This is a genomic window from Sutcliffiella horikoshii (assembly GCF_044809035.1).
Classification (GTDB): Bacteria; Bacillota; Bacilli; order Bacillales; family Bacillaceae_I; genus Sutcliffiella_A; species Sutcliffiella_A horikoshii_G.
In genome coordinates this window covers 1,181,756-1,198,194 of record NZ_CP085237.1, presented here as the reverse complement: position 1 = coordinate 1,198,194, position 16,439 = coordinate 1,181,756, and the positions used below count along the sequence as shown (strand labels likewise).

Below are 16,439 nucleotides of genomic sequence, written 5' to 3'. Positions count from 1 at the left end.
CTTCTCTATATTTGACACGGTTTTGATTAAACCTTCTATTATTATTCTATTTTACGTATTCTCTTTCTTAAAAGCCCCTATCCACAGCCAGTTTCTTTGTCCGTCTTAAGACTGAATTGAAGATAAAAAAGCAATGAGCCAAAGCTACATTGCTTTCCTTTTTTGAAGTAACGCTTGCATCCATTCGTACATTAATACACCTAGGACGAGACATGCGTATCCAGCTGTATACCCAGCAAAAACATCTGATGGATAATGATAATTTAAAAAAACCCTGCTTGTACCGAGTAGCGCGATAAAAATCACCCCGAAAACCACAATGAACATGCGCATTCCACTTTGTTTGGTATAAGCCAAGGCAAAGTATACTAATAATCCATAAAAAAATAATCCCACCATGGCATGACCGCTCGGAAAACTGAGGCTCTCCGCACCAGGACCTGTCATCGGCCTTTCCCGCCCCGTATAGTCTTTGAGCCATTTGTTTAATTCATTGACTAGAATTACCCCTCCAACAATCACTGCCATCGCCGGATAATCCCTTTTTTTCCACCAAATCAGCATGATAGACAATAACATGATGATAATGACTCCCGTTTTATCTCCTAGCATTGTAAACAGGTGAAAAAAGTTAATAATAGTTTCTGCTTCCAATCCATTTAACATGTTGCGAATGGATTCATCAAAGCCAATTGTATGTTCATTCATGATTTGCTGAAAGGACCAAATAAAAAAAGCACCGCATAATATAAATAAAATCAACCTTCTCCATTTACTTGTTCTTTTTTTATTGGGCAGTTCCCTGCCTAACCCTACTTCCACCTGACTCATCTCCTCTGTACCCACCTGCAGTTTCTATTTTACTAAATTTATGAAAGTTATGACTATTATTTTTTGTAAGAGTCAGATAGAATACTATATTAAATAAAAGCTTTGCTAAAATGTGATGAGAAATGGGGAGAGCAACTTGTTAGATAAGCTGAATGAACTTCTAGAAAGTCGTTATGATGAGATGGTTGAGATTAGACGCTATTTGCACCAATTCCCTGAATTATCCTTTAAAGAATTCCATACCTCCGCTTACATAGCCGAGTTCTACAAGAATTTAGAAATAGCTCACCAAACAAACGTTGGTGGTAATGGAGTCGTTGCGAAGATTGCCGGCGGACGACCAGGAAAAACAGTTGCGCTCCGTGCTGATTTCGACGCGCTTCCCATACAGGATGAAAAAGAGGTGGATTATAAATCCAAAGTTCCAGGCGTGATGCATGCTTGTGGACATGACGGCCACACTGCAACATTACTTGTATTGGCAAAGTGTTTAAATGAACTGAAAGAGGATCTTGAGGGTAATGTCGTCTTGATTCATCAACATGCCGAAGAATATGCGCCAGGCGGAGCTGTTGCGATGATAAACGACAGTTGCTTAGAAGGGGTGGATGTCATATTTGGGACCCACTTATGGGCTGGCACGGATGTTGGAAAAATTCAATACCGGGTAGGTCCTGTAATGGCAGCTGCCGATCGGTTCTCTATTAAAGTACAAGGTTCAGGTGGCCATGGGGCACAACCACACAAAACAAAAGACGCAGTCGTAACTGCTTCCCAACTGGTCCTTAACCTACAACAAATTGTTAGTAGAAGAGTGAACCCTGTAGACCCTGCTGTCATATCGGTCGGAACGTTTGTTGCTGAAAATGCTTTTAATATCATTGCAGATTCCGCTTATTTAGAAGGAACGGTGCGTACATTCAATGATGAAGTGCGTGATATGATTGAAGCGGAAATAGACGTTGTTGCATCCTCTACATGCGCCCTTAACGGTTCTACCTATGAATACAATTTTCACCGGGGATATCCAGCAGTCGTTAATCATAAAGAGGAGACAGACTACCTTGTCACTGTGGCTTCTGGGATTAAAGAGGTGGAAGTTTTGGATGAGACTCCTCCACATATGGGCGGAGAAGACTTTGCCTACTATTTGAGACATGTAAAAGGAACTTTCTTCTTTACCGGCGCTAAACCGGAAGGGGTGGAGGTGGCCTATCCACATCATCATCCTAAATTTGATATTAATGAAAAATCACTGCTGATTGCCGCAAAAACACTTGGAGCAGCAACTGTCCTGTATCATCAGCATGAATCAGGAAAGCTCATCCCTTCCCATCAATAAAAGTGGTAAAAACGCCAGGCCTCCAATAAAGAAGCCTGGCGTTTATTTATATGCTGATCCCTTTTTCCTTGAACACCCTTAATCGGTAGCAGTTCTTCGCTGTCGTCCCCAATTGGTCAAGAAAATGATAGTTCGCATATGCCCCCACTACCGCTCCGAACCCAGGAATCATTTGCAACATTTTAATCAAATCAATATGATCCCTGTACTCCTGTTGAAATGCCTTCCAATCCAGCTCCTTTGCTTCCTCCTTGTGTTCTTCCCAATTTTCTATATACCTTAGTACTTGTTTTCGCCTGGAATCACTTGAAAAGGCCAATTGAAAAATGTATAAAACGAATACTCTCTCTTCATAATTTTTCGTATTAAATCCATAGATGGCTGCCACTTCAAAAAGAAATTTCATTTTGATGGACAAAAGCAAGGGAAAATCTGCAAGACTTAGAAGGATCCCGCCTGCTCCAGTACCTGCTCCCTCCACTGCCGCCGTTCTCTTATATACATTCAGTTTTTCTTGAATCCACTTTTCCTTCTCCTCTAAGGTCATGACTACATGCCCTTCGTTCATCTTAGTAGTCATATTGCTCCCAACAAGTGTCCCTTGCACCATTTTTTTGATACTCTCTGTCATTATTGTGTGGACTTTTTCTGGTATGATGGCATTCACCTTATTTTGTGCACCTTTGGAAAATCGTTGAAACATGGTGGACTTCTTCGCCACTTGCATTTTCCATCTTCGCGTCTCATCTAGTACTTTTTCATCGTACAAAGGAAAACACTCCTCATCTTTATCTTCTATATTTCATATACGAACAGGGAGCAAAATATGTTTCAAAAAAAGAAAACACCCAAGCATCTTGAGTGTTTCCGAATTCTACAGCGAGGCAATCTTGCGTTTCACCACTCCTTGTACGTATAAGAAGGAGAAAATTATACCGCCTACCAACACAACCCCTGCTTCCAACCAAGCTGCAACAAAAGCTAATAACACAGCAAGGATAATGGTTTGCGAAATAAGAATTACCGTTATCATTTTAGTAAAAGCAAGAACTCTATGTTTTTCTTCTACAGGATAGATGGACAACCAAAGTTTATTGTAATGGTGCCTCCACATCGGAATAAGCTGAAAACCAGTCAAATATAGCACCAGCACAGGCACAAGGTATGTCGCGTACCCAACAGGTAGTGTCAGAAGCAACACAGCTCCTATAACCACCAAGCGCAAATATAAACCAAAATAATCGCCCGACCTTAAAAATGTCCGCAAGTATAAGTAGTCGAATGATTTGTCTTTCGCATACGGCGTCATCGCCAGCAGAACATCCAACCATTTTCTTCTTTTTACTTTTTCCTTTAGTCCCGGTACATCGACAAAAAGATTGGCTACTCGGTAAAATAATTGCATTCTTTTGACTTCGTTTTCAATCAACAAGTCCCATTTCCAATTCATTTTCTTTGTCGCATTTTGAAAATAAACTAGCAAAAGGAGCATGATTAGCACTACCACACCGATAAAAAGCAGACTCGCTCCAGATAACACAAGATAAAGCAGTCCGAAATTTAAAGCAAGCCTGACCCACCAGTCCGCAATCCTTGCCTTTTTATCTGTATAAAAGTTGATAAGCCATGTCATCCATAAATTCCAGGATTTCATTCCCAGCAGTAAGAGAAGCACGGAAATTAACGTTTGAAAGGTTGCATCAGTCAAGGTAAAGAAAAGCGGAACAGATACACCAAACACAAGTAAAAGAAAATAACTTTCCAAAACGATGGAATATAGAAACGATTTTTTAATGTATGGTTTTAATTTTTCTTCCAATGGAAGCAAAAAGACAAGATCCGGATCCTTAAGAAATGTATGGATGCTCCCTCTTGTCATTAACAGGGCCAAAACCGCACCCATAAGCAACGCATATGGAAAATCTGGCGGGACCACCTCTAACCAGTTTTGATAAGCTAGGGCAAGGCCGCTGAGCAAGAAGATCATCACAATCACGAGATGGTCATTGAACATATAACGTAAATATCTTCTAGTATCCTTTATATATTGACTGAATCTGGCTTGCCAGAGCTGATCCACATTAAACATTGCTATCTTCCTTTGTCAATTGAATATAAAGGTCATCAAGGGAAGCCAAAGGCATCTTGAACTGCTCTCTCAGTTCTTCAAGGGTTCCTTTAGCCCGAACTTCCCCCTCATGCAATATAACGAATGAATCGCAGTATCTTTCCGCTGTTGCGAGGATGTGCGTAGACATAAGGATGCCTGCTCCACTCTTTTTCACTTTATCCATCATTTCAAGCAAAGAATGAATGGCAAGTGGATCTAAGCCGACAAAAGGTTCATCCACAATATACAACTTCGGTTCAATTAGAAAAGCAGCAAGAATCATGACCTTTTGCTTCATGCCCTTTGAAAAATGTGCAGGAAACCATTTGAGACGCTTTTCCATACGAAACTCTTTTAATAACGGATGCAACCGTTCTTCAAATGTTTCTTTTGAAAGTCCATACGCCATCGCAGTTAGTTCCAGATGTTCATATAACGTCAATTCATCATATAAGATCGGTGTTTCGGGAATAAAAGTAAAAGTGGAACGATACTTTGTCGTATCCTCTTGAATGGAAATCCCGTTGATCTTAATGGATCCTTTCTTCGGCTCCATCGTCCCGATTACATGCTTAATCGTCGTACTCTTACCCGCACCATTAAGCCCAATCAGCCCCACCAACTCACCAGCCTTCACACCAAACGAAACATCCCTCAACACAGCCTGATTCGTATAACCACCAGTCAACCCACTAATCTCCAATAAACTCACATCAACCTACCCTTTCTGCCAACCATATTATGTATTGAATATAGGTACTACATGGAGAGCGAAATTCCTTTGAGGGTCTGACCCCTTTACGAAATTTAATCCCCCTGTAACATTAGCGAAATAAAAAAATTTCATAATTAAATTTTACCATAACATAATTTTTAGGAAAGTGCGCATCATATGTAGGGAAGGGGACAGAGGGGCACTTAGACAAGCCTATGGTTTACTTTTTTGTAGATGAGGTGACTGTCAAAGACAGTGTTGCTTTGTTCTAGATTAGGTTAAACATTTTCTCTCGTCGTTGTGGGACTTAACCGACTGCAACCACACGATCATCTGTAACGTAACTCCGATTGATAAAGAAATGAGGTGCTTACGGGCGACACTTTACTCTAAAGTCGTAACCTGTGATTGATTCATTCTGAAAATGAGGTGTTCGTTAAAGAGACTTTAAGTCGATAGCCGCGTTACTAAAGTTGTCAAACTCAGTAACAAGGGGATGGTTGTTTTGAACAGGAAAGCTGACAATTAGACACATTTTATAAATCAGATGAGGTGTTTATCAAACACAGTTATTTGAACGCTAAAATGATGTTTGTAGGCTTCTCCTTATTCAGATAGAGAAGCTTGTTGCCTCTCTTCCCTTTCTTCACAAGCAGGAGCTTTTGCTCTTGCTTGTTTATTTTGCCTGCTTCATCCTATTAGGATACTTGCCCAAAACATGGTAAAATAGATGAAACTAAAGTTCAGAGGTGAAACGGATGAGTGATTGCATTTTCTGTAAAATTATTAATGGGGATATTCCCGCCGCAAAGGTATATGAAGACGAACATGTTTTGGCTTTTCTTGATATTAGCCAGGTCACAAAAGGACACACATTGGTCATCCCGAAAGTACATAAAGAAAATATTTACGAACTTACTCCTGAGATTGCAGAAAATCTTTTTAAAGTGGTTCCTAAAATTTCCAATTCCATTAAAGAGAAATTTCAACCCATTGGCCTTAACCTGTTAAATAATAACGGCGAAGCTGCTGGACAGTCTGTCTTCCATTATCATCTTCATATTCTCCCTCGTTACGGGAAAGGGGACGGATTTGGGGCCGTGTGGAAGTCAAACCAGAGCGATTATACTACACAAGATCTTCAAGAAATTGCCTCCGACATTAAAGAAGGCATTAAATAAAACAAAAATGACGTGGCCCCCATTTTGGGCACACGTCATTTTACATTTATTTTTCGAACGACCTTTCCATCTCTCCGATAGACAGGATCGTTTCCGCAGCCTTCCAATCAGGATGATCGAAAGTGTACGTGCAATTCGCTTTTAAAAAATCCTCTACCAACTCACGATAACTCTTGTCCCATCTTAGCAAGTGTATGAATTCCTCACGAGTTCCTTTGTGATCGACTGCCATCTTTAATTCGTTTAACATCTCGCTTTGCCATACTGATGGAAGAGGGCTGTCTCCATATATATCCTTGAATCTGCGCATCTCACCTTCCCACCATAAAGCCCGAGGTTCATAGTAAGCATACACCTTTTCAAAGACCTCCCCTGTGTCCAACCTCACTTTTCCACCAGAGTGTTCTCGAAGTTCATATCCTTTTTCAGTGGAATTGATCAATTCCAGCTGTTTTTTATCGATAAACGTCAACCACACCTCAGACAACGCTCCTTTTACTGGTGCAATGACTGCCGGCAAAGAACCATAAGGTGCCAAGAACGGTGCGTAAACAATATCTGAATCCGTCACCGTCCCTTTCATGCAAAGCATAAAATCATCTTCTTCGGGACGCAGGCGGAATTTATATTGCAATTGTGCTAAACAGACATTTGACCCATAAGCGACAACCGGAACTTTTGATTTAAAACCGTCCTCTGTAAAAAACTCTTCCACCTTTTTCGTATGCGTACTTTGAAATGCCAAGCTTCCCAGCATATGGTCCACATTGGTGAAATGGACAGAATGCTGCTCCACACGGTCCCCTTTTGCGGCTTCCACTCGAAGTGCCTTTCCTTGCCAAAATAAAAAGGATGACGCTGGTCTTGGGCCTGGATAAATATCCGGATGATCATATGGACTACTATCAAAAGGCTTTTGTTCTTGATACATATCATTTACTCCTAACTTTTTTCAAAATCTTTTATGTATTCTAACACAATCCATGATAGGATATATATTAATATTTTCAGATTACTTTAGGAGGGTAATAGAATGAAGCGTGTATATAATTTTAATGCAGGGCCTGCAGCTCTTCCAAAACAAGTGTTGCAGCGTGCACAAGAGGAATTATTGGATTTCCAAGATGCTGGTATGTCCGTTATGGAATTGAGTCACCGAAGCAAAGAATACGAAAAGGTCCACCAAAAAGCTGCCACCCTTTTAAAAGAACTTTTGCATATTCCAGTGGACTATGACATCCTCTTCATGCAAGGTGGTGCAAGTCTGCAATTTTCAGCCATTCCGTTGAACTTTCTTTCCAAAGGTAAGACTGCTAACTATAGTTTATCCGGGTCTTGGTCTGAGAAGGCCTTAAAAGAGGCAGAGAAGATCGGATCGACCCATGTGGCATCAACCGCCAAGAACACAGATTACACGACTATTCCATCACAACTGGAGCTCTCCGAAGAAGCAGCTTATCTGCATCTAACGAGCAACAACACCATTTTCGGAACGCAGTGGCGGGAATTCCCATCCCTTCCCTCTTACATACCATTAATTGCCGATATGTCGAGTGATATTTTAAGCAGAGCAATAAATGTAAAAGATTTCTCCCTTATCTATGCTGGTGCGCAGAAAAACCTTGGTCCTTCTGGCGTAACCGTTGTAATCATAAAAAAAGAACTGTTAAAGAATTGCCCGGATAATATACCGACCATGTTAAATTATCAAACGCATGCTAAAAATAAATCGCTTTACAATACACCCCCTACCTTTTCCATCTATATGCTTTCCCTTGTATTGGAATGGGTGTCAGAACAAGGCGGCGTGGAAGCAATCGAGAAAATAAATCTGGAAAAGGCAAACTTACTTTATGATACGATTGATCAAAGTGGAGGATTTTATATTGGTCATGCCGAAAAAGTTGCCAGGTCTCACATGAATGTTACGTTCAACCTTTCTTCTGAGGAACTCACATCCGTATTTCTAAATCAAGCGAAAGAAGAAGGTTTTGTCGGTCTTGCAGGACATAGAATGGTCGGGGGCTGCAGGGCTTCTATTTACAACGCAGTACCGCTGGAATCTTGTCAGGCATTAGCCGAATTCATGAAAAGATTTCAAACCAATTATAGGTAATAACAAGCTTTCCCCTTTTCAAATAGAGGAAACTTTTATATACTTGTACCTATTAATTCGCATTAGACAACGAGTGTACTAATGGGATTAAACAAGACAAGATTAGTTGAGGAGAGATGAGAAATGAACACAAAGACTTTAGTTTCACTAGCTTTATTGGTAGGAATCGGTGCTGTATTGCACACTGTTGTACCGGGGGTTATTCTCGGTATGAAACCAGACTTGGCTTTAACAATGATGTTTCTAGGAATCATGCTGTTTCCAGAAAAGAAAAATGTTTTATTAATAGGAGTCGTGACAGGATTAATTTCCGCAATGACTACTACTTTTCCTGCCGGTCAGATTCCCAACATTATTGATAAGCCTATTACAGCATTCTTGTTCTTTTTCATGCTTCTTGCATTGAAGAAATTAGACAAGCCACTTGTTAAAGCAGGACTCCTAACCGTTATAGGTACCCTGATTTCAGGAGCGATTTTTCTTTTTAGCGCCCTGACACTTGTAGGATTTCCAGGTGGAGAATCCTTTGCATTCTTTTTCGTTACAGCCGTATTACCTGCTGTCGCATTAAATGCAATAGTGATGATTATTATCTATCCGATTGTAGCGAGCATAGCAAGACGATCCAATTTAATACCTGCAACATAATTTACAGGGCAAATTCCGATTTAGGAATTTGCCCTCTTCTATTTTCCGGAAACTTTAATCACACAGCCCATGTCACTAATATCGCTAGCAAGAACATGACCCCACCAGCACCGCCAATGACCACGGCCCGTTGCTGCAACACTCTTCTAGGTGGATAGACGCCAGCCCGTTGCGCGGCCAAAAAATAATTACCACCACCAAACAACATCACGACGCTTATGATAAATAACAAAGATGTAATACCTGCCACTAAGCCCGCCCCCTTTGTACCATAAATATGCCACTCTCTCTTTTCTTATGAAACAAGTAGGTGTTCCTGTAAGTTAAACTAAATATAAACTAGCTAGTTGGAAACAATAAAGATTAGATAGGCTACAGGCTACAGATCTTTGTCACATCAACCCTTCCAGAAAAAGTATTCAACAAAAAAAGGATTTTTTTTATAAATGTTGAATTATATAATAATCTTAGGGTATTGAACTATATTTACATAACTTTATAGAGGAGTGATTACTATGAATGGGAAATCATTCATTTACGGAGTTTTAATAGGTGGAACGATAGCAGGTGTCTCTGCTTTACTTACAACCGCGGAATCTGGAGCAGCCAGGAGAGCAAAAATAAAGACGACAGCACATTCTGTTCAATTGACGATCGAAGAATTGAAACAAGAGGCCATTCTTATTAAGGATCAAGTAACACAAGCTATGGAAGAGGGAAAAGCAACTGTTGGCAACATTGCAGAAGAAATTAAAGTTTCTGTGGACCTTTGGCAAAATTCGATAAAGCCTCATCAAGAATCTATCCAACAAAACATTGCAAACCTACAAGAAGAATTAGAGAATTTGGAAAAAAAACTGGCGAAAAACACGTCAGAATAAAAAATTTTAATTTTTTGTAAATTTTGACCTTTATTAATTTTTATTTTATTGTCATAATAGATAGTAATATATTAGAAAAAAGTAGGTGAGTTTGTGAATACACAGAATGGACAGTATTCATTAAAAGAAGCAATGCTCTTCAGCCAGCGTGTTGCCCAGCTTAGTAAAGCACTTTGGAAGACAATCGAAAAAGATTGGCAACAATGGATCAAACCATATGACTTGAATATCAATGAGCACCATATTCTTTGGATTGCCTATCACTTAAAGGGTGCCAGTATTTCTGAGATTGCCAAATTCGGAGTTATGCATGTATCCACTGCATTCAATTTCTCTAAGAAATTAGAGGAAAGAGAACTGCTTCGCTTTTCTAAAAAGGAAAATGACAAGCGAAACACGTATATCGAACTAACTGACAAAGGCGAACAGATCCTTTTAGAACTAATGGAAACCTATGACCCTAGTAAAAATTCCGTATTCAGCGGGGCTTTGCCGATGCATGACTTGTATGGTAAATTCCCCGAGCTCTTGGACATCATGTGTGTGATCCGCAATGTTTACGGCGAAGACTTTATGCAAATTTTCGAACGATCCTTTAACAATATTGAAGAAGATTTTATTGAGATAGATGGTAGGCTTTCCAAAAAAGAGGAAGTGCAAGAAGAGAAAAATGAAAGCGTTACTTCTTCTTGATAAGTTTTTGGAATGCGTCCATCAATGGCACGTAATAGCCTTGTGTACGTAAAGCGGCAATTGTGTCCTCCAATGGCAGGTCTTTTGGTAGGGCTTGCCTAAATTGAATAAGAAGCGGAGAGAACGTAACAAACCCTTCCGCTTTTTGTTTTTCCATTTCTTTGCTCAACTCTTCACATAGGTTGTACAGTGCCTGAACTTCCTTCCTGCTCAATTTCCCACACATGATCAAGTAATCCCAAGGATATCGTGTATGATCCATTTGTTTTAATAACAGTTCCAAGTAAAACTCCAATGCTGCAAGTCTTTCTTCCACTTTTCTCATTCCTCGCTGTTACATATTCTTATTGATTGCCTGTACTTTTCTACTTATTTTACAACAATTCTTTTCACTTACCAATATTTAGATGGATACATCCAAAAATAAATTCCATTAACCTATTGATTTTTCCATTAAAAAAGCTTACATTAATTTAGTAATTTTGATTACGATTAGCAATTACGGTAGGTGACGCAACTATGAACTGTTGGAAATCCATTGATATTTCTAGACAATATGGACTCCATCGCATAACACTTATTTCGTTTATCATCACTTTACTTTCGTTTATTGTATTCTTTTTATCTTTTAGCCTTATTTTTCATGACACAGCAGTCTCCTCATCCAATTTTGGCTGGTTCACCCTTAGCCTTATGGGGATGTTCACGATGCATAAGCTTTGTCATGTTCTGCCGCTAATTGCAACAAAAAACCAAGTAAAACTTAAATGGAAACTTAAGTGCTATATGCCTTATATGAAAATAAAAACAAAAAAGCCTTTTACAAAAACCCAATCCTATGCTGTTTTACTGGCTCCTTTTGCCATAATTACAACAGCATGCATCTTACTTGCCCATATATTCCCGGGCTATTATCATTATTTCTCTATGCTTGCAGCTGTTAATATCGGGCTATGTATTCCAGATTTCCTATATATTAACCTTATACAACGTGCTCCAAGCAAATGTCAGATTGAAGAATTAGAGAACGGTTATGATATCTTAATAGTTAATGAGAAAGAAATAGCGTCCTAGGTAATACAGAGGATGCTTTTTCATTTTTTTGTAAAAGTTTCAGGTTCTCATAGTATCTTTTTTTCATAAACTTTGGTAAGGTAGAAGGCATAAGTATATATTCTGTAGTTAGTTTAAAGCACGCCGCAAAGGAGGGATCTTATGGCTATCGCATTTCTATTTGTTTGGGTGGCTGTATTTATACTCTTCTACATAAACAAATTAACGAATGCTTTATGCGTTCAAAAGGAAATACCGGAGGATCGTCAGCCGAAAGTTTTCCGAACCATAAACGTACTTATTACCATTCTATTAATTTCTTCTTATGTAGATATCTTGCTAAGTTCCAAATAATAAATCTCCACAAAAAACACCTTCCATGTAAACATGGAAGGTGTTTTTGTGGAGATTGAGGCATTGCCCCTCCTCCAAGGTCTAGATTAGTATAACCAAGCTGCACCTACGATTACTAACAAGATAAATAAAACTACGATTAACGCAAATCCGCCGGAATGTCCACCTGACATTTTAGTTCCTCCTTTTTAATTAAAAATGTATTTAGTACAACCAAGCTGCACCTACGATTACCAACAAGATAAACAATACTACGATTAACGCGAAGCCACCTGCATACGCATTACCCATCTTAGTAACACCTCCTTTATGAGTTGTTACGATATCTTATGCAACAATTTCTTAGGAGGCATAGGCGTTTATCCTGCCTCTAAGGTTTTTTACATGAACTCCTGGGACAACAAATTGTGTTGATGTTTTCATGATTCCATTTATCATATGTAAAAGGTTAAAAATTGGAATGGACGATTACCCATTTTTTTAAAAAAGCTCTTACCTTAAGAAAAAATATAAAACATTAGTTAGTGGTTAATAGCCGCTGTTCCTTTCCGCAAATAGCTTGGCTTTCCGCGGGACGGCGCTTGAGCCTCCTCACAACGCTTCAGGGTCTCAACCTACCGTTACTCCCCCGCTGGAGTCTACGCCATTTGCTCCAATTCACAGCTGAATATCACATAAACGATAAGTTAATGCTCATTCAGTTAACTCGGTTAGGTGCTATTTTAAAACCCTTCAATGAATGTAGCCACTTCGTTGATTGGAGTGGAAGGCGCGCAGACGCCAGCGGGAGGAAGGGACAGGTGAGACCCCACAGGCTGCAGACCGAGGAGGCTCACGGACCGCCCGCAGGCAAGCGAAGCGCCTGGAACGGAAAGCAACCGGATGTTTGCAAAGCAAAAGTCCTGCCTTTAAAGTATTGTCAAAGACTTTAAATATATGAATTGTTTATGCTATAGTATTCTTTGGAACGTTTTACTACATATGGGAGTGACTTAAATGAAAAAATGGATGATTGCATTAGGTGCAACCGCTTCAATTCTTGCACTGTCTGCCTGTAACAATGACAAAGCCGATAATTCTGAGGTGATTGCTGAAACCTCTGCTGGTAACATTACACAGGAGGAGCTATATGAAGCCATGAAGGATCGTTTTGGTGAACAGGTACTTCGGGAACTGGTATCTGAAAAAGTCTTAAGTGAAAAATACGAGGTTACAGAGGAAGAAGTACAAGAACGATTAGACGAGTTGAAGCAACAACTTGGACCTGAATTTGAAACTGCCATGGCTCAGAGCGGATTCAAAAGTGAAGAGCAGCTAAGCCAAACTTTGCGCATTTCAATGCTTCAGGAAAAAGCCGCAACGGAAAGTGTGGAAGTTAGCGCTGAAGAGATTAAAGAATACTACGATCAGATGAAACCTGAGATTCGCGCAAGCCATATTCTTGTAGATGATGTTGAAACAGCAAATGAAGTAAAGAAGAAACTTGATGAAGGTGCTGATTTCGCTGAACTTGCAACAGAATATTCAACTGACCCGGGTTCTGCTCCAAATGGCGGAGACCTCGAATGGTTTGGTGCCGGTGTAATGCTCCCTGAATTTGAACAAGCAGCGTACAGCCTTGAAGTAAATCAAATCAGTGAGCCTGTACAAAGCACATATGGGTTCCATATCATAAAAGTTACAGATAAAAAGGAAAAAGAACCGTTAGAAGACATCGAAGCGGAGTTAAAAGAAGAAATACGTTTATCCAAAGTACAACAACAGGGAATAGTTGAAACTGCTGTCCAAAAGGAACTGGACAATGCCAACATCAAAGTCAATGAATCTTCCCTTAAAGAAACCTTTGAAAAGGAAAAAGAAACAGAAGAACAAAGCTAAAAAGGAAGCGGCTCCCCGCTTCCTTTTTCTATACGTTTACAACCTGCTTCTTCTCTCTTTCCTCTTGAATCCTATCCATATAAACTTGTCCCTCTTTTTCAATAATCGCTTCCTCTACCTCTTTTTCTTCCTTTGCAGACCTTAAAGTCATATATGCACTAAATACAATCCCGATAACGATCAAGAGCATCCACCACGGCATAAAAAAGCCCCCCTTCTCTTTCATATGTGCTACTAATTTATACATATGATAGAGTATGGGAGGCTATTACTTAATTATGAAAAGTAGGTTTATAGAAGTTTCTGTTGTCCATCGCAAAAATTCTTTCTGTGTATTCACCAGGTTTAACACGTTCTAACGCACGATCTAGCATATTCATTTTTGCATCAATATTATCAATATAATGGAGAATTTCAGCTTCCTTGATTAGCGGTAGTTTCGGGCTTCCCCACTCCAGCTTTCCATGATGACTTAGGACCAAATGTTGAAGAACCATTATTTCTTCCCCTTCAATACCAAGCTCTTCTGCTGCTTTCCCGATTTCATTTACCATAATGGAAATGTGTCCAATTAAATTTCCTTCGATAGTATAACTTGTGGATACAGGTCCGGACAGTTCCGTTACCTTTCCTAAGTCATGGAGAATTACTCCTGCGTAGAGGAGATCCTTGTCAAGCGTTGGATATAAGCTAGAAATGGCTTTAGCAAGATCAAGCATGGAGACTACATGATAGGCCAATCCAGAAACAAATTCGTGGTGATTTTTTGTCGCTGCTGGATATTGAAGAAAGTCATTTTGGTGCTTCTTCAACAGGTGTCTAGTAACCCTTTGTATATTAGGATTTTTCATTTCAAAAATAGCCTGTGTTATTTTATCCATCATCTGTTCTTGGCTAAGCGGTGCTGTTTCGATAAGATCAGAGACATTAATGTTCTCTTGGTCTTCTTTTGGCTTGATTTTGCGTATTTTTAATTGATTACGTCCTCGATAGTGGTGGATATCTCCCTGAACTCTTACGATGCTCTGCGGAGTGTAGAGTTCTTCGTCATCGTTTGATGCATCCCACAGTTTCGCTTCAATCTCTCCGCTTTTATCTTGGAATATTAGTGTTAAAAAGGGTTTTCCATTGCTTGCAATTCCTTTTGTCGCTGTTTTGATTAATAAATGAACATCTACTTGTTCTCCCACTTCAAAGTGGAGGATTCCTTTTTTCATCTATTCCTGCCCCCTGTTTTATCTTGGAATATTAGTGTTAAAAAGGGTTTTCCATTGCTTGCAATTCCTTTTGTCGCTGTTTTGATTAATAAATGAACATCTACTTGTTCTCCCACTTCAAAGTGGAGGATTCCTTTTTTCATCTATTCCTGCCCCCTGACTTGATGATTATATATAACTTTTTTCTCCAGCTTATGCGGATATCTCTACGTTTTTTGCTCTTTTAGCAATCCATAGTTTGGTGACGATTAAGCCGAATAGCATGATGCATGCTCCAAATAGATATGGAATATGGATGTTTATTTCAAAGAAAATACCTGCCAATATGGGACCTGCAACATTTCCCAAGCTTAAAAATGAATTGTTGAGACCCATGACGAGGCCTTGTCTGTTCCCTGCAAGCTTAGATATGAATGAATTTAAAGATGGTCTTAACAGAGAATTACCTAAGAAAAATATGCAGGTTGTTAGTAATACTGTTGTAAAGTTTGTAGCCAGGGTCATCAGTACAAAACCGAAAGAACTGATTAATAGAGCGGTTGTAACCACCCTTTCTTCCCCAAATCTTTTCGTCATCCTACCGACCAGTACGCCTTGGACAATAGTCCCCACCAAACCGACAATTAAAATGATTGTCCCTACCTCACTCGGGTTATAGCTATATCTTTCCATCGTATAGTAGCCAAAAATGGATTGGAAATTAGCCAGTCCGAAACTCATGATGAATACTAGGATTAGTAAAAATCCTACAGGACTTTTAAGAGCCTTATACATTGTCACAAATTGATTGTCCCTTTTTTCCCCTGCTGAAGCTTGTGCATCCATTTCTCTCTTATGTTTCGGGTATGATTCCGGCAAGATGATTACCGACAGTATTCCAGCTATAGTAGCTGCCACGCCGGCGACTAAAAAAGGTAGTGCTAGATCATATTCGGCAAGCCAGCCGCCAAGTCCAGGACCCACAACGATACCTAGTCCCATAGCTGCTCCCATTATTCCCATCCCTTGGCCTCTTTTTTCAGAAGAAGTGACATCAGAAACATATGCCATGGCAGTAGGCATTAGCGCTGAACCAAAGGTACCAGCTAGGATACGGGAAAGAAAGAGCATCCATAAACCGCTAGCATATGCAAAAATAAACTCTGCAATGGCAAAACCGAAAAGTCCTATAGTGATCAAGGGTTTTCTTCCGATTTTATCGGACAGCCTCCCCCATACAGGCGCAAATAGAAATTGCATAAAGGCAAACACTGCAACAAGTAAACCTAATGTTCTTGCATCCGCCCCAAACTTATCGATATAAAATGGAAGGATAGGTATGACCAATCCAATTCCTACCATAACAATAAATAAATTAAAGCTTAAAAGTATCAACGGTGCTCTATTATTTTTTATAACACTTTCACTCATGTTCGCTATC

At 39.6% G+C, this 16,439-nt stretch carries 22 protein-coding genes; 9 read left to right on the top strand and 13 right to left on the bottom strand.

What is annotated here, in order from left to right; all coding sequences use genetic code 11:
• Positions 1-144: 144 nt before the first annotated feature.
• Positions 145-831 (bottom strand): phosphatase PAP2 family protein, encoded by a 687-nt coding sequence (locus LG307_RS06400; RefSeq protein WP_404449116.1) that lies wholly within the window; start codon positions 829-831, stop codon positions 145-147.
• Between the two features lie 136 nt (positions 832-967).
• On the opposite strand from LG307_RS06400, the gene LG307_RS06395 reads away from it, so the two are divergent.
• Entirely contained in the window at positions 968-2,173 is a 1,206-nt protein-coding gene (locus LG307_RS06395; protein WP_404449114.1) for a M20 family metallopeptidase, read from the top strand.
• A 46-nt stretch (positions 2,174-2,219) separates the two neighbouring features.
• Here the strand turns inward: LG307_RS06395 and LG307_RS06390 are convergent, their stop codons facing one another.
• From LG307_RS06390 to LG307_RS06380, 3 genes are all read right to left on the bottom strand, one after another.
• Positions 2,220-2,942 carry an EcsC family protein gene (locus tag LG307_RS06390; protein WP_404449112.1) on the bottom strand — a complete coding sequence of 241 codons (723 nt, stop codon included), beginning with the start codon at positions 2,940-2,942 and terminating at the stop codon, positions 2,220-2,222.
• 105 nt (positions 2,943-3,047) lie between these two features.
• The gene (locus tag LG307_RS06385) at positions 3,048-4,262 is read right to left on the bottom strand and encodes an ABC transporter permease (RefSeq protein WP_404449110.1); all 1,215 of its coding nucleotides are present in this window, start codon (positions 4,260-4,262) and stop codon (positions 3,048-3,050) included.
• The gene (locus LG307_RS06380) at positions 4,255-4,995 is read right to left on the bottom strand and encodes an ABC transporter ATP-binding protein (protein WP_404449108.1); all 741 of its coding nucleotides are present in this window, start codon (positions 4,993-4,995) and stop codon (positions 4,255-4,257) included. Before LG307_RS06380 ends, LG307_RS06385 begins: the two co-directional genes overlap by 8 nt.
• Positions 4,996-5,756: 761 nt before the next feature.
• Between LG307_RS06380 and LG307_RS06375 the strand changes: the two genes are divergently transcribed.
• Entirely contained in the window at positions 5,757-6,179 is a 423-nt protein-coding gene (locus LG307_RS06375; protein ID WP_404449106.1) for an HIT family protein, read from the top strand.
• A 46-nt stretch (positions 6,180-6,225) separates the two neighbouring features.
• Here LG307_RS06375 and LG307_RS06370 read toward each other — a convergent pair whose 3' ends face one another.
• On the bottom strand, positions 6,226-7,110 hold the full coding sequence (locus LG307_RS06370) for a hypothetical protein (protein WP_404449104.1): 885 nt from the start codon (positions 7,108-7,110) through the stop codon (positions 6,226-6,228).
• A gap of 102 nt (positions 7,111-7,212) precedes the next feature.
• Between LG307_RS06370 and serC the strand changes: the two genes are divergently transcribed.
• Both serC and LG307_RS06360 read left to right on the top strand, forming a co-directional pair.
• Positions 7,213-8,295 carry a 3-phosphoserine/phosphohydroxythreonine transaminase gene (gene serC, locus LG307_RS06365; RefSeq protein ID WP_404449101.1) on the top strand — a complete coding sequence of 361 codons (1,083 nt, stop codon included), beginning with the start codon at positions 7,213-7,215 and terminating at the stop codon, positions 8,293-8,295.
• Positions 8,296-8,418: 123 nt separating this feature from the next.
• Positions 8,419-8,943 carry a tryptophan transporter gene (locus LG307_RS06360; protein ID WP_404449099.1) on the top strand — a complete coding sequence of 175 codons (525 nt, stop codon included), beginning with the start codon at positions 8,419-8,421 and terminating at the stop codon, positions 8,941-8,943.
• A 58-nt stretch (positions 8,944-9,001) separates the two neighbouring features.
• On the opposite strand, the gene LG307_RS06355 is transcribed toward LG307_RS06360, so the two are convergent.
• Entirely contained in the window at positions 9,002-9,124 is a 123-nt protein-coding gene (locus LG307_RS06355; protein WP_404449097.1) for a hypothetical protein, read from the bottom strand.
• Positions 9,125-9,458: 334 nt separating this feature from the next.
• Here LG307_RS06355 and LG307_RS06350 point away from each other — a divergent pair, with 334 nt between their 5' ends.
• Positions 9,459-9,824 carry a YtxH domain-containing protein gene (locus LG307_RS06350; RefSeq protein WP_404449095.1) on the top strand — a complete coding sequence of 122 codons (366 nt, stop codon included), beginning with the start codon at positions 9,459-9,461 and terminating at the stop codon, positions 9,822-9,824.
• A gap of 93 nt (positions 9,825-9,917) precedes the next feature.
• The gene (locus LG307_RS06345; RefSeq protein WP_404449093.1) at positions 9,918-10,517 is read left to right on the top strand and encodes an HTH-type transcriptional regulator Hpr; all 600 of its coding nucleotides are present in this window, start codon (positions 9,918-9,920) and stop codon (positions 10,515-10,517) included.
• Here LG307_RS06345 and LG307_RS06340 read toward each other — a convergent pair.
• Complete coding sequence (locus LG307_RS06340) at positions 10,504-10,842, bottom strand: DUF1878 family protein (RefSeq protein WP_404449091.1); 339 nt, start codon at positions 10,840-10,842, stop codon at positions 10,504-10,506. The genes LG307_RS06345 and LG307_RS06340 overlap by 14 nt on opposite strands.
• Positions 10,843-11,036: 194 nt before the next feature.
• Here LG307_RS06340 and LG307_RS06335 point away from each other — a divergent pair, with 194 nt between their 5' ends.
• Complete coding sequence (locus LG307_RS06335; RefSeq protein WP_404449089.1) at positions 11,037-11,591, top strand: DUF3267 domain-containing protein; 555 nt, start codon at positions 11,037-11,039, stop codon at positions 11,589-11,591.
• Between the two features lie 141 nt (positions 11,592-11,732).
• Positions 11,733-11,924, top strand: a complete 192-nt coding sequence (locus LG307_RS06330) for a hypothetical protein (protein WP_010192281.1) — start codon at positions 11,733-11,735, stop codon at positions 11,922-11,924.
• A gap of 86 nt (positions 11,925-12,010) precedes the next feature.
• On the opposite strand, the gene LG307_RS06325 is transcribed toward LG307_RS06330, so the two are convergent.
• A complete protein-coding gene (locus tag LG307_RS06325) occupies positions 12,011-12,097 on the bottom strand; it encodes a YjcZ family sporulation protein (protein WP_082153634.1) in 87 nt (28 codons plus the stop codon).
• A gap of 31 nt (positions 12,098-12,128) precedes the next feature.
• On the bottom strand, positions 12,129-12,215 hold the full coding sequence (locus tag LG307_RS06320; protein WP_063561705.1) for a YjcZ family sporulation protein: 87 nt from the start codon (positions 12,213-12,215) through the stop codon (positions 12,129-12,131).
• A 705-nt stretch (positions 12,216-12,920) separates the two neighbouring features.
• Between LG307_RS06320 and LG307_RS06315 the strand changes: the two genes are divergently transcribed.
• Complete coding sequence (locus LG307_RS06315) at positions 12,921-13,802, top strand: peptidylprolyl isomerase (RefSeq protein ID WP_404449087.1); 882 nt, start codon at positions 12,921-12,923, stop codon at positions 13,800-13,802.
• A gap of 28 nt (positions 13,803-13,830) precedes the next feature.
• Here the strand turns inward: LG307_RS06315 and LG307_RS06310 are convergent, their stop codons facing one another.
• The 4 genes from LG307_RS06310 to LG307_RS06295 form a co-directional block, all read right to left on the bottom strand.
• A complete protein-coding gene (locus tag LG307_RS06310) occupies positions 13,831-14,004 on the bottom strand; it encodes a sporulation YhaL family protein (protein ID WP_010198295.1) in 174 nt (57 codons plus the stop codon).
• 70 nt (positions 14,005-14,074) lie between these two features.
• The gene (gene yhaM, locus LG307_RS06305; protein WP_404449085.1) at positions 14,075-15,019 is read right to left on the bottom strand and encodes a 3'-5' exoribonuclease YhaM; all 945 of its coding nucleotides are present in this window, start codon (positions 15,017-15,019) and stop codon (positions 14,075-14,077) included.
• A complete protein-coding gene (locus LG307_RS06300) occupies positions 15,016-15,162 on the bottom strand; it encodes a hypothetical protein (RefSeq protein ID WP_404449083.1) in 147 nt (48 codons plus the stop codon). The genes yhaM and LG307_RS06300 overlap by 4 nt, the downstream gene beginning before the upstream one ends.
• A 49-nt stretch (positions 15,163-15,211) precedes the next feature.
• On the bottom strand, positions 15,212-16,429 hold the full coding sequence (locus tag LG307_RS06295) for an MFS transporter (RefSeq protein WP_404449081.1): 1,218 nt from the start codon (positions 16,427-16,429) through the stop codon (positions 15,212-15,214).
• Positions 16,430-16,439: the final 10 nt, after the last annotated feature.

Coding starts and splice junctions, on each gene's coding strand:
- LG307_RS06310 (WP_010198295.1), bottom strand. CDS start 14,004: ATGCCGTGGTGGATGCTCTTGATCGTTATCGGGATTGTATTTAGTGCA.
- LG307_RS06400 (WP_404449116.1), bottom strand. CDS start 831: ATGAGTCAGGTGGAAGTAGGGTTAGGCAGGGAACTGCCCAATAAAAAA.
- LG307_RS06350 (WP_404449095.1), top strand. CDS start 9,459: ATGAATGGGAAATCATTCATTTACGGAGTTTTAATAGGTGGAACGATA.
- LG307_RS06385 (WP_404449110.1), bottom strand. CDS start 4,262: ATGTTTAATGTGGATCAGCTCTGGCAAGCCAGATTCAGTCAATATATA.
- LG307_RS06330 (WP_010192281.1), top strand. CDS start 11,733: ATGGCTATCGCATTTCTATTTGTTTGGGTGGCTGTATTTATACTCTTC.
- LG307_RS06340 (WP_404449091.1), bottom strand. CDS start 10,842: ATGAGAAAAGTGGAAGAAAGACTTGCAGCATTGGAGTTTTACTTGGAA.
- LG307_RS06315 (WP_404449087.1), top strand. CDS start 12,921: ATGAAAAAATGGATGATTGCATTAGGTGCAACCGCTTCAATTCTTGCA.
- LG307_RS06300 (WP_404449083.1), bottom strand. CDS start 15,162: ATGAAAAAAGGAATCCTCCACTTTGAAGTGGGAGAACAAGTAGATGTT.
- LG307_RS06375 (WP_404449106.1), top strand. CDS start 5,757: ATGAGTGATTGCATTTTCTGTAAAATTATTAATGGGGATATTCCCGCC.
- serC (WP_404449101.1), top strand. CDS start 7,213: ATGAAGCGTGTATATAATTTTAATGCAGGGCCTGCAGCTCTTCCAAAA.
- LG307_RS06320 (WP_063561705.1), bottom strand. CDS start 12,215: ATGGGTAATGCGTATGCAGGTGGCTTCGCGTTAATCGTAGTATTGTTT.
- LG307_RS06335 (WP_404449089.1), top strand. CDS start 11,037: ATGAACTGTTGGAAATCCATTGATATTTCTAGACAATATGGACTCCAT.
- LG307_RS06325 (WP_082153634.1), bottom strand. CDS start 12,097: ATGTCAGGTGGACATTCCGGCGGATTTGCGTTAATCGTAGTTTTATTT.
- LG307_RS06295 (WP_404449081.1), bottom strand. CDS start 16,429: ATGAGTGAAAGTGTTATAAAAAATAATAGAGCACCGTTGATACTTTTA.
- LG307_RS06360 (WP_404449099.1), top strand. CDS start 8,419: ATGAACACAAAGACTTTAGTTTCACTAGCTTTATTGGTAGGAATCGGT.
- yhaM (WP_404449085.1), bottom strand. CDS start 15,019: ATGAAAAAAGGAATCCTCCACTTTGAAGTGGGAGAACAAGTAGATGTT.
- LG307_RS06370 (WP_404449104.1), bottom strand. CDS start 7,110: ATGTATCAAGAACAAAAGCCTTTTGATAGTAGTCCATATGATCATCCG.